At 55.8% G+C, this 11377-nt stretch carries 10 protein-coding genes; 6 read left to right on the forward strand and 4 right to left on the reverse strand.

What is annotated here, in order from left to right:
• The first annotated feature begins 38 nt into the window (after window positions 1–38).
• The 4 genes from FOT55_RS19295 to cmoB all read left to right on the forward strand — a co-directional run bounded on the left by FOT55_RS19295 (window position 39) and on the right by cmoB (window position 3166).
• Window positions 39–854 (forward strand): DUF72 domain-containing protein, encoded by an 816-nt coding sequence (locus FOT55_RS19295; RefSeq protein ID WP_089180536.1) that lies wholly within the window; start codon window positions 39–41, stop codon window positions 852–854.
• Window positions 855–956: 102 nt separating this feature from the next.
• Complete coding sequence (locus FOT55_RS19300) at window positions 957–1352, forward strand: MAPEG family protein (protein ID WP_004932387.1); 396 nt, start codon at window positions 957–959, stop codon at window positions 1350–1352.
• Between the two features lie 102 nt (window positions 1353–1454).
• Window positions 1455–2198, forward strand: a complete 744-nt coding sequence (cmoA, locus tag FOT55_RS19305; RefSeq protein WP_147823891.1) for a carboxy-S-adenosyl-L-methionine synthase CmoA — start codon at window positions 1455–1457, stop codon at window positions 2196–2198.
• Window positions 2195–3166 (forward strand): tRNA 5-methoxyuridine(34)/uridine 5-oxyacetic acid(34) synthase CmoB, encoded by a 972-nt coding sequence (gene cmoB, locus FOT55_RS19310; RefSeq protein ID WP_025303131.1) that lies wholly within the window; start codon window positions 2195–2197, stop codon window positions 3164–3166. Before cmoA ends, cmoB begins: the two co-directional genes overlap by 4 nt.
• A 36-nt stretch (window positions 3167–3202) precedes the next feature.
• Here the strand turns inward: cmoB and FOT55_RS19315 are convergent, their stop codons facing one another.
• Window positions 3203–5293 carry an FKBP-type peptidyl-prolyl cis-trans isomerase N-terminal domain-containing protein gene (locus FOT55_RS19315; protein ID WP_147823892.1) on the reverse strand — a complete coding sequence of 697 codons (2091 nt, stop codon included), beginning with the start codon at window positions 5291–5293 and terminating at the stop codon, window positions 3203–3205.
• Window positions 5290–5694: a hypothetical protein gene (locus FOT55_RS19320; protein ID WP_025303133.1), complete on the reverse strand. Its 405-nt coding sequence runs from the start codon at window positions 5692–5694 to the stop codon at window positions 5290–5292. The genes FOT55_RS19315 and FOT55_RS19320 overlap by 4 nt, the downstream gene beginning before the upstream one ends.
• A gap of 437 nt (window positions 5695–6131) precedes the next feature.
• Here FOT55_RS19320 and FOT55_RS19325 point away from each other — a divergent pair, with 437 nt between their 5' ends.
• The gene (locus FOT55_RS19325; protein ID WP_147823893.1) at window positions 6132–7952 is read left to right on the forward strand and encodes an exopolysaccharide biosynthesis protein; all 1821 of its coding nucleotides are present in this window, start codon (window positions 6132–6134) and stop codon (window positions 7950–7952) included.
• 131 nt (window positions 7953–8083) lie between these two features.
• On the opposite strand, the gene cutC is transcribed toward FOT55_RS19325, so the two are convergent.
• Window positions 8084–8842, reverse strand: a complete 759-nt coding sequence (gene cutC, locus FOT55_RS19330; RefSeq protein ID WP_043143046.1) for a copper homeostasis protein CutC — start codon at window positions 8840–8842, stop codon at window positions 8084–8086.
• Window positions 8843–8943: 101 nt separating this feature from the next.
• Here cutC and FOT55_RS19335 point away from each other — a divergent pair, with 101 nt between their 5' ends.
• Window positions 8944–10092 carry a MalY/PatB family protein gene (locus tag FOT55_RS19335; RefSeq protein WP_147823894.1) on the forward strand — a complete coding sequence of 383 codons (1149 nt, stop codon included), beginning with the start codon at window positions 8944–8946 and terminating at the stop codon, window positions 10090–10092.
• On the opposite strand, the gene FOT55_RS19340 is transcribed toward FOT55_RS19335, so the two are convergent.
• Window positions 10089–10655 carry a VOC family protein gene (locus FOT55_RS19340; RefSeq protein WP_025303137.1) on the reverse strand — a complete coding sequence of 189 codons (567 nt, stop codon included), beginning with the start codon at window positions 10653–10655 and terminating at the stop codon, window positions 10089–10091. The two genes, FOT55_RS19335 and FOT55_RS19340, sit on opposite strands and share 4 nt — an antisense overlap.
• Between the last annotated feature and the right edge of the window lie 722 nt (window positions 10656–11377).

Here is an 11377-nt window from a genome sequence, read left to right on the forward strand (position 1 = left end):
TGATAAGCCAAGGATAAGTAAAGGAAGACGACGCCGTGATCTACATCGGACTGCCCCAGTGGCAACATTCAGCCTGGAATCGTATCGGGCTGCGTGACTTGGCGGATTACAGCCGCTACTTCAACTGCGTGGAAGGCAACACCACCTTCTACGCGCTGCCGAAGCTGGACATCGTGCAGCGCTGGCGCGACATGACCGGCGACGATTTTCGCTTCTGCTTCAAATTCCCGTCGGACATCAGCCACAAGGCCGCCCTACGCAACTGCGCCGCCGAGCTGCAGGCGTTTTACCACTGCCTGAGCCCGGTGCATCAACGCATCGGGCAATTGTGGCTGCAGTTGCCCGCCGCCTTCGGCCCCGACGAGCTGCCGCGCATGTGGCAGTTCTTCGAAAGCCTGCCGCAGGAATTCACCTACGGCGTCGAAGTGCGTCATCCGGCATTTTTCGCCAAAGGCGAGGAAGAGCGCGCGTTGAATCAGGGGCTGCATCAGCGCGGCATCAATCGGGTGATCCTCGACAGCCGCCCGGTGCATCACGCCGCCCCCCATACCGCCGCCGTGCGCGATGCCCAGCAGAAAAAACCGAAGCTGCCGGTGCACGCTCTGGTCACCGCCGACCAACCGCTGGTGCGCTTTATCGGCGGCGACCAATTGGCCGACAACCTGCGCTGGTTCGAAGCCTGGCAGCAAAAACTGCCACTGTGGCAGCAACAACATCAACCGTATCTGTTTATTCATACGCCGGACAACGGCGATTCACCCCAGCAAGCGCAAAAAATTTGGCAGCAGCTGCGCCGGGCGATCCCCGATTTGCCTGCGCCGCCGGACTGGCCAGAGCAAGATGCACTGTTTTGACCTATTAATCTGACCAATAACATCAAATATTTCCCCGCGACAGTGAATACAATGACGGCTATGATGCTGGCTGCCAGTTTTGGTTAGGGAACGGAGTTAAAAATGGTAAGCGCGCTTTATGTAGTGCTCGGCGCATTGTTGTTGATCAAACTCTCTTATGACGTAGTCAGATTAAGGATGCAGTACCGCGTAGCCTACGGCGACGGCGGTTTTTACGAATTGCAGACCGCCATCCGCGTGCATGGCAACGCCGTTGAATACATTCCTATCGCTGCCGTATTGCTGGTGATCATGGAGATGAACGGCGCGGAAATCTGGATGATTCACCTTTGCGGCCTGATGCTGATGGCCGGGCGACTGGTGCATTACTACGGTTTGCGCAACCGCGAGGTTCGCTGGCGTCGTTCAGGCATGGCCGCGACCTATATCTCTTTGTTGTTGATGGTTCTGGCAAATATCTTCTATCTGCCCTGGGATCTAATTTTCAGCCTGCATTGATCCCGTTTTATCATCAGGCGGCCGCGCCGCCTGCTTCCGCTCCGCTTTTTTACGCTTTTCTGTTAGACTACGCAGCTTCGAATTCTGAACTGATTTGCCGCTATGCCAAACCGCGATACCCTTTTCTCCGCCCCCATCGCCAAACTGGGCGACTGGACCTTCGACGAACGCGTCGCCGAAGTGTTTCCCGACATGATCCAACGCTCCGTTCCCGGCTATTCCAACATCATCTCGATGATCGGTATGCTAGCCGAACGCTTTGTGCAACCCGACAGCCGGGTGTATGACTTGGGCTGCTCGCTGGGCGCGGCGACGCTGTCGATGCGGCGGAATATCAAGGTGCCTGGCTGCACTATCATCGCCGTCGACAATTCGCCGGCGATGGTGGAACGTTGCCGCCGCCATATCGACGCCTTCCGCGCCGACACGCCGGTCGACATCATCGAAGCCGACATTCGCGACATCGACATCAAAAACGCCTCGATGGTGGTGCTGAACTTTACGCTGCAGTTCCTCGAGCCGGCCGATCGCCTGCGTCTGCTGGAGAAAATCTATCGCGGCCTGCGCCCAGGCGGCGCACTGGTGCTGTCGGAGAAATTCAGCTTTGAAGACGCCGAAGTCGGCGAACTGCTGTTCAACATGCATCACGATTTCAAACGCGCTAACGGGTACAGCGAGCTGGAGATCAGCCAAAAACGCAGCATGCTGGAAAATGTGATGCTCACCGACTCGGTAGAAGCGCACAAAGCGCGACTGCAACAGGCCGGGTTCGAGCATGCCGAAGTGTGGTTCCAGTGCTTCAACTTCGGTTCGCTGATCGCCCTGAAAGCGGGAGAGGCGCAATGATCGAGTTCGGTGATTTCTATCAGCATATTGCCAAGAGTCCCCTCAGCCATTGGTTGGATACCCTGCCCGCGCAGCTCAGCGCCTGGCAACGCGAATCGCTGCACGGCAAATTCAAACAGTGGTTCAACTCGGTAGAACATTTGCCGACGCTGACCCCAACCCGCCTCGATCTGCTGCACGGCGTGCGCGCCGAAATGGAGCCCGGCCTGTCGCCGGGCCAGCTCGAAGGCATCGAGAAAATGCTGCGCACCCTGATGCCGTGGCGTAAAGGGCCGTTCTCGCTGTATGGCATCGATATCGATACCGAATGGCATTCCGACTGGAAGTGGGATCGCGTGCTGCCGCACATTTCTCCGCTGGCCGGCCGCACCATTCTCGACGTTGGCTGCGGCAGTGGTTATCACCTGTGGCGCATGATCGGCGCCGGTGCCCACTTCGCCGTAGGCATCGATCCCATGCAGCTGTTCCTATGCCAGTTCGAAGCGGTGCGCAAGCTGTTGGGCGGCGATCAGCGCGCCCACCTGCTGCCGCTCGGCATCGAGCAGTTGCCAGATTTGGCGGCGTTCGACACCGTGTTCTCGATGGGGGTGCTGTATCATCGCCGCTCGCCGCTTGATCATCTGTATCAGCTGAAAAATCAGCTGGTGGCTGAAGGTGAACTGGTGCTGGAAACGCTGGTGGTGGAAGGCGATCGCCACCAGGTGCTGGTGCCGGGCGATCGTTATGCGCAGATGCGCAACGTGTATTTCATCCCTTCCGCCGAAGCGCTGAAATGCTGGCTGGAGAAGTGTGGCTTCGTCGACGTGAAGATCGCCGATATGTGCGTCACTAGCCTCGAGGAGCAGCGCCGCACCGACTGGATGACCAGCGAGTCGCTGGCAGAATTCCTCGATCCGAACGATCGCAGCAAAACGGTCGAAGGCTATCCGGCGCCCCTGCGCGCCGTACTGACCGCCAAAAAACCCTAGTACTCGCTACTCGGGCCGGCCTGCGCCGGCCCGAATTCACCCGTTACTGACATCGACAATTCGCAGCTCATAGACCATCGTCGCGTTCGGCGGGATCTGCGGCGCATAGCCGGTTTCACCGTACGCCAACGCCGGCGGCACCACCATCGTCAGCGAGCCGTGATTTTTCAGGTGGCCGATCGCCTCGCGGAACAACGGCGGATAGGCGGAGAGCGGCTGGGACATCACCTTCCCACTGCGATCCATATCCTGAATCACGCGACCGTCGGTTAAACTTTCTTTCACCACGATGTCCACCCGCGCGTTTTCCTTAATGGCCTCATCACCCGCATAATCGATGCGATACCAGAAACCGGCAGGCGACTTCTGCGTACCCTTCTTCTTTTTAAACTCGGCGACGAACGCCTCACCCTTGCTGGTCTGCGTCTTCGCCGCCTGGTTTCTGGCGTCATTTACCGCTTTTTCCGACTCCGCCAGTGCGCTGGTCAACTGCGCATCGCTCAACTGGTAATGGCCGCTGAAGGTATCGATCACGCCCGCCAGCAGCACGGTTTTGTCGGGCGTGATACCCCAATTTTTACGTTCCGCCAGCATCGTTTGAATATCGCGCCCCAAAGCGACACCGGCGGCGTAGCTCTGTTGCTCCGGCTTTTTCTTGAGCGTCTGACTCTCCGGCAGCCATTTAGCCCGCGATCTCAGCCCATCCAGTTCCTCGCGCAAGGCTTGCTGTGCCTGTTGCGCGACCGCCAGCTCCGTCGCCGTTTTATCCGCCTGTTGTGCCGCTTTATTCCGTAGCTGCACTGTCTGCGCGTTTTCCGTCGTCAGCGCCGCCAGACGCTGTTCCAGCGCCTTAGCCTGCTCGGTTTGCGTTTTGTTTTTTCCCTGCAGCGTTGCCAACTGCTGCTGAAGTTCACCCGTCGCTTTGGCGGCCTCGGCCTTTTGCTGTGCCAGCGCCATCTTCAGGTTTTGCTCTTGTTGCTCAGCCTGTTGGCGTTGACCATCACGCTCTTTCTGCAGCTGAGTCAGCTGCTGCTGAAGTTCAGCCGCAGCCTTGGCGGCTTCGACCTTTTGCTGCGCCAGCGCCGTCTTCAGGCTTTTTTCTTGCTGCTCGGCCTGTTGGCGTACGATATCCCTCTCTTTTTGCACCTGCGCCAGCTGCTGTTGAAGTTCACCCGCAGCCTTAGCGGCTTCCGCCTTTTGTTGCGCCAGCGCCGTCTTCAGGCTTTTTTCTTGCCGCTCGGCCTGTTGGCGTACGATATCCCTCTCTTTTTGCACCTGCGCCAGCTGCTGCTGAAGTTCACCCGCAGCCTTGGCGGTTTCGGCCTTTTGCTGCGCCAGCGCCGTCTTCAGGCTTTGCTCTTGCTGCCCCCCCTGCTGCCGTTGATCCACCTGCTCTTTTTGCAGTTTCGCCAGCTGCTGCTGCAGTTCGCCCGTCAGCCTGGCAGCCTCGGCCTTCTGCTGTTCCAGCTCAGCGGCGGCCGCTTTTTTATCCTGCTCATAACGTTGGCGCGCTTTATCGTGGGCGGTCTGCACCGCGGCCAATTTCTCCTGCCAGGCGTTATCCGCCTGGCCAGGCAGCACCGCCAGCCGTTGTTCCAGCAAGGCAATACGCCGATCGCGCTCCGCGGTTTGTTGCTTTTGCCGCGCTAACGCCGCTTGCGTTTCGGCGATCTGCGCCTGAGCCTTACGCTCCTGCGGCGTCAGGTTCAGCGCCTGCCGCACGCCGCTGGCGAAGTTGCTCAACGCGCTCAGATCGGGTGCCGGTGACGGTTTGTCGGCAGCCGTCAGGGTGGACGCGACGCGCAACGCGGTCAGCTCCTGCTGCAGTGATTGAATTACCGCCTGCTGTTGCTCCAATCGGGCCTCTTTCTCGCGCAGCGCCTTTTGCCACTGCGCCAGCTGCTTCTTATGCGCCGCCGTCTCACGCGTTTGAACCGGCCGGGATGCTGACTTTTGTGGGGCCTGGGATTGAGTGACTGCGGTATCCGCTGCCGGTGCATCTTGCCGCTGATAGCGCTCGGCAAACTGCAATAACGCCGGCACGTCGTCATCCGCAGCGACCACCGCCGGCGCAAACGCCAACGCTATCATCAGGCTCAGTAGCGCCTTTCTCGCACGGAGAGTCATTGGGCGCGTTCTCCGCGCTCAGCCAGGCCGGTCATCATGGCAGAACTGATGTCTGCGCACAGACGGCTGGTGCGATAACGATACAGGGCGTCAACGGTTTCCTGCGTGCCCGTGTTGACCCGCTGGCGTACCCCGGCATACTGCGCCGCGCCGCCCATCAAAGTATCGAACTCGCGTTTGAATTTTTGGTATTTTTCGTTATCCATACCGCGCATGGCATCCAGCTCGCGCTGGCACTGCTGCATACGCTCAGCTTCACGCTGCCGTTTGTCTTGCTCGGCAACTTCTTCCGCGCTGGGCGGCTTACTTAATGTAGAAACAGGCCGCTTGGCGGTCTGGCAGCCGGTCAGGGCCAACGTCAGCAAAAGCGCAGCGGTCAAACAGTGTGCCGTTCGGGTCATTATCGTTATCTCCTTGTAAAGTCCGCCGTCGGCGTGCTCTGTGGCTGCGCCGACGGCTCTCCTCAATTGATGCTGTGATGTTCCGGCCATAAAACCGGCGGTGAGCAGGTATAAAATGCAGACGCGATAATGAGCGGCAGAGCGCAAATCATTCACCACGCAAATAAATACCAAAAAATCATTTAATATCATGATATTTAAAGGATTTTAACTCACAAATTTATCAGCAGGGCATAGCGAGCGCAAGAAGAGATGGGGCCGCCGACCGAATAACAGCGTTGAAACGGTGCTGCGTCTTTACAAGGTACCAGGCCAATCCATGCTCCACTTTCCGCGGCCTGAATTTCACGCTGTATCAGCACCCAGCAAACCTCATCGACTTTTTGAAACGTCCAGCCTGATTGAGAATAGTGTTGCCAACCAACAGGAGAAATTTCATGAACAATATGATTAGTGTTAATAACATCAGTGAATTGCGTAATCTGACGCCAGTTACAGATGACCAGATTGTCTTTTTAGTTTCTCACACCGCTGGACACTTCACCGGAGGCGGCGAATTCTATTATGCGAAAACGGATACAACCAGTGCGGACAATAACGGTACCGTGGTGGTTACAACGGGAGGAGCGCGCTGGAAACGACTGGATCAGAAACTGACTTTCGATCACTTCGGTGCCGATCCTAGTGGCACTTCCGCCTCTGACGCAGCAATCAGCGCGACATTAAACTATGCCGCGAGTTTAAAAAACAAAGTGGTCTATGCTTCGGAAAATGCTCAATATCTGCTGACCAGCACTCAACCTATCAACGTCGCAAATGGCGTCACAGTCAGAGGATCCCGCCGCGGTATTGCTCAAGGCCCTGCAAGTCTTACAAACAATGGCCCTAATCGGGCAGGCCTTGCTGACGATAGTGCTTTCATCATCAAAAAGCCGGCAGGTACGGTTTGTTTCGCCTGCGATAAGAACGTTGTCTTTGATGGTTGGTCGTTCCTCTATCCAGATCAGAAATATACTGCCACCCAGCCGGAGGCGTTTGTTCCATACGGAGCCACCATTACCGCAACCGGCGCTCTGTCAGTCGCCAACTGCCGTTATGTAGGCGCCTATGATTTTGTTGAAGCTCGTGGAGAAGCCAACAGCTTTGAGAATATCTACGGTTGGGCAGTACGCTGCGACTACAGGGTTTATGAAAGCAGGGACATCAACAGATTTACCAATGTTCACGTCAATGCCAACGTCGTGCGCCCGACAGAAAACGCGGTGACTGCCTCTATCGCCGTAGCCGGTTCTTGTGCTTTCAATCTCGATCGCCACGACAATACGTTTATGGTGAATGTGTTCTCTTATGGCAAAAAGATCTTTATCAAAACTACAACACAAGGAACCTCCTATTTAGGCGGCCTTAGCCTGAGCAATTTCATGGCAGACAGAAATGGTACCGGAATTGATATCGACTCGGATTCCTCCGCCAATATTCAAATCGCCAACGGTTCTTATATTAATGACTATGGTGATACCATTGGAGGGTTCCTGGTATTAAGAAAGTCTACTGGCCAATCAAATATCACCCCAGTGCAAATCAGCAATGTTAACTTCGCTACCGCTAATGGACCGAAGGGTTCACTCTCCCCTCAGGCCATTCGCTTCGAAGCGAACGGCGGGTATCAACTTTCATTCAGCAACACCGTCATGCCAATGTGGACGAACGGCAGTCTGAACAATGAAGCGGGTTACAACATTCTTAGAGGCACACTAAGCATTGCGCAACGCAGCTATCAGCTACATGCGGCTCCGCTAAATTGTTTGACGAACAGCAATATGATCGCCATCGGTGCTGACAAACAGCCTGTTGGCTGGTTTATTGACGGGAATCTGACGGCGGATAGCAATATCCTGACCGCCAATGGAGACAACCCGGCTTATAAAGGTTTGGGTCAACGTATTCATCGGAGTATGGGATTGAGAACATTCTGGGCCATCGCATCCTCTATCGGCGATCAATCTACCGCGCAAGCTTCGACTGGCATTTGGGCCCGCTCGTACAACGATAATTATACCGACACTGTCGAGAGCAATGAAGCTATTCCCTGGATACGCATCGGCAACCTCTACTACGCGCGTTTTGTCATGAACAACAATCGCACTATCCACGATATCCTGGTCAATCCCGGAAGTGGCAATAATGCGGTGCGCGTTTTAAACTGCGGCATTACTCCGGGCGAAGTCTTCAACTTCTCGCCCGATGCAAAGCACTAATCATCCGCAAAATAAAAAAAGCCCCGGCAAAACGCCGGGGCCTGGTACTTGCGTGATCGCCGAGGGCTCGGTGACACGCAAAGGGGTCTTACGGCCCGGAAACCGGTTATCAAACACGGTTAGCTGCGTGTTTATGCGCTTTGCGCCAGGGGATCAACCAAGGCCAGCGCGTTTTTCATCGCCTCCACCATTTCGCCATCCACGCAATAATGGCTAAATTCGTCAAACTCGTTATCGGAGCACATGGTGACACCCGCCTTGCGATAACGCATGGTCGACGGCGCTAGATGGCCGGAAGAGCTGTGCAGTTCATGCAGGCCGATATCGACGAACTTGTGCAGATTGCTGAGGCGCACACCGGCACCCGCCATGATCACCGGGCCCTGGCTGGCCTGACGCAAATCACGCAGCAACGGCAGGCCAAGTTCGGCGCTCTGCTGTTGGCCGGAGGTCAGAATGCGCGCCACGCCCAGCTCAGTCAGTTGCTCCAGCGCCACCATCGGATTCTGGCACATGTCGAACGCGCGGTGGAACGTCACCGCCATCCCCTCGCACAGCCTCATCACTTCGCGCATGCGCGGCAGATCGATGTGCCCTTCTTCGTCCAACATGCCTACCACTACGCCGGGGAATCCCATCTCGCGGATGTGGCGGATATCTTGCTTGATCACCTCGAAATCCACCGCGCCGTAGCAAAAATCGCCACCGCGAGGGCGAACGATCGGATGCACCGGGATCGCAACCCGCTCGCGCGCCAGACGCAGCGTGCCATAGCTCGGCGTCAATCCCCCTTCGCTCTGGCTGGCGCACAACTCGATGCGATCGGCGCCCGCCCGTTCGGCCGTCAGCGCACAGTCGACGCTAAAGCAACAAACTTCCAGTTTTATCATTGTCACCCCCAGATAACGGCCAACATACGGCGGCAATTGTTCATTTCTTCATTTCTCACGTAGGCTCATGCATAGGCATAAACCGGTTCAGGGTTGTAACTATGGCATTCAATTTTGATCAATGGGTAGACCGCAGTCACAGTGACAGCGTTAAGTGGGATAAATATCGCGGCCGCGACATCCTCCCGCTTTGGGTCGCCGACAGCGATTTCGCCTCGTCGCCGGCGGTGATAGAAGCCTTGCAGCGGCGCGTAGCGCACGGCGTATTCGGCTACACCCACCCATCCCCTGATCTTCTTGAGGTTTTTATCCGCCGCATGGTAGAGCGCTACGGTTGGCACATCAAGCCTGAATGGATCATTTTCTTGCCTGGGTTGGTGTGCGGCCTGAACCTGTGCGTGCGCGCCTGCACCGAAGAACATCAGAGCACGCTGGCTCCCTCCCCCATTTATCCGCCGTTTCGCAAAGCGGCCAAATTCGCGGGGCGTAAACACCTCTCGGTGCCGCTAACGGCGGCAGGCCAACGTTGGGTGCTGGATTTTTCCGCGATGCATGATCGGCTCAGCGGCAATGAGAAGCTCCTGCTGCTGTGCAACCCGCAAAATCCCGGAGGCACCGTTTATCGCCGGGATGAACTGTTGCAGCACCATCAGTTCGCTCGCGAGCACGATTTAATCGTCTGCTCCGATGAAATCCACTGCGAGCTGCTACTTGAACCCGGCGTGCGACACATCCCTTTCGCCACCCTGAATGAAGATGCGGCCCAACGCAGCGTGACGCTGATGTCACCGTCAAAGACATTCAATCTCGCCGGGCTCGGCGCCTCGATGGCGATCGTCCCCAACGAAGCGTTGAGACAAAAGCTGAAACGCGCACGCAGCGGCATTGTCCCGGAGGTTAATCTGCTGGCGCTGGTCGCCGCTCAGGCGGCCTATCAATACGGGCAACCCTGGCTGGATGAGCAGTTAATTTATCTGCGCGCCAATCGCGATCGGTTGACAGAGCGCATCAACGCTATGCCGGGATTGACGTTGTTACCGATCGAAGCCACCTATTTAGCCTGGATCGACTGCAGCGCTTTGCCGGTGGATAACCCGCATCAGTTCTTCGAGCACGCAGGCGTTGGGTTAAGCGCCGGTTTGGATTTCGGCGATCGGCGCTTTGTACGGCTGAACTTCGGTTGCCGGCGGGCCCTGCTCAATGAAGCGCTCGATCGCATGGCGCAAGCCTGTGCGGCACTGGCTGGCTAGCCTTGTTCGCTGGCGACGATGTCTCTAATGGAATAAGGATGAAACTTGATCGTAACCGTTCCATCGGTGATGGCCAGCGTCGGGTTCGGCAGCCGTTCGCCTTCGCCTTTTGGCGAACTTTGCTTCAGCTTGATCCCCGGCGCCAACAACGCTTCATCAGCAAGGTGACTCAACGCCCGTGCATGCAGCGTCTGCGGATCGCCGCTGAGCACCAATTCGACATGTTCCCACCCTTCATGCGGATAGCGTTTCTCCCCGGGGTACGGCAGCTCGACGCAATCTATGCGCCACGGCCCCACGGCCAGCGGCTGCTGTAAATCAAACAAACAGATAGGCCGCCCGTTGATCATCGATTCGGACAGCAGTGTCCCACACTGCATCAATCCCTGGCGCCAGCGTTCGGCGGTAGCGTTCTGGTGACAACGCAGGGAGATGTGATCGGCGATAAAGGCAGACAGATCAAGCCGCAATCTGGCGGCAAATTGTTGCAACGCCTGCTCGAAACGCGGCAGGTCGAGCTTCAGATCGTCAAGCTCGGCAATGGCCTGCAAGGGAGTGGTCATAGGAACCTCAAAACAACGGAGCACAAAGTTAAACGCCGTAATTTACACGGTGGCGACAGCGCTCGCCAGCGTTGAGAGGGTTTTCAGCAGTCATTCAGAATGATTTTCGGTTGCGTGCGGAGAGAGCAAAAAACCAACTTTTTATTAAGAAGGCAGCTTATTAAGTCAACAGAAAAATAAAAATTAAGAATTTTCGCAAGCCATTATAACCCTTCATCATGACGTTATGATTTAAGTTATTTTTCACAAAACCATTCGTGATTCGCGGGTTAAACCGATTGAATCGCTTCATTTAATCACACTTTATCCACTTATCAAATTCACAAAAAAACAACAATCAACCCATTGTAAACAAAGACAATAAAATTCAATAATTAATAAAAAACTAAGGATTATCTTAATTTAACCTCGGACAATTGATTCACCAGTACAACTCAGCTACTTTGGAGAAAATTTAAATTCGAGATGATCATTATGTTATTGCTGACGATTTCCTTGGTGTTGATAATTATCGCCGTATACGCCATCTACCGTCATTTTAAATCACGCCGCACCAACACGCTGGATGCCAGGCGTCACAATAAAAAGCGTTAGCCTCATAACTCTCCCCTCCGTACATTCTGGTCAGGTCATTCTGCTTTTCACCTTCAGGCATTCTACGCGCCGCACCCGACAACTGTTTCATCGCAGCGGCCGCGCCAACTGCTGACGGGCTCCGTCAG

Source organism: Serratia bockelmannii (assembly GCF_008011855.1).
Taxonomy (GTDB): Bacteria; Pseudomonadota; Gammaproteobacteria; order Enterobacterales; family Enterobacteriaceae; genus Serratia; species Serratia bockelmannii.

What these genes read in the sequence shown, in the direction of transcription:
- FOT55_RS19340 (WP_025303137.1), bottom strand. Translation starts at nt 10,655, where the DNA reads ATGACCACTCCCTTGCAGGCCATTGCCGAGCTTGACGATCTGAAGCTC.
- cmoA (WP_147823891.1), top strand. Translation starts at nt 1,455, where the DNA reads ATGCCAAACCGCGATACCCTTTTCTCCGCCCCCATCGCCAAACTGGGC.
- FOT55_RS19315 (WP_147823892.1), bottom strand. Translation starts at nt 5,293, where the DNA reads ATGACTCTCCGTGCGAGAAAGGCGCTACTGAGCCTGATGATAGCGTTG.
- cutC (WP_043143046.1), bottom strand. Translation starts at nt 8,842, where the DNA reads ATGATAAAACTGGAAGTTTGTTGCTTTAGCGTCGACTGTGCGCTGACG.
- FOT55_RS19335 (WP_147823894.1), top strand. Translation starts at nt 8,944, where the DNA reads ATGGCATTCAATTTTGATCAATGGGTAGACCGCAGTCACAGTGACAGC.
- cmoB (WP_025303131.1), top strand. Translation starts at nt 2,195, where the DNA reads ATGATCGAGTTCGGTGATTTCTATCAGCATATTGCCAAGAGTCCCCTC.
- FOT55_RS19300 (WP_004932387.1), top strand. Translation starts at nt 957, where the DNA reads ATGGTAAGCGCGCTTTATGTAGTGCTCGGCGCATTGTTGTTGATCAAA.
- FOT55_RS19320 (WP_025303133.1), bottom strand. Translation starts at nt 5,694, where the DNA reads ATGACCCGAACGGCACACTGTTTGACCGCTGCGCTTTTGCTGACGTTG.
- FOT55_RS19325 (WP_147823893.1), top strand. Translation starts at nt 6,132, where the DNA reads ATGAACAATATGATTAGTGTTAATAACATCAGTGAATTGCGTAATCTG.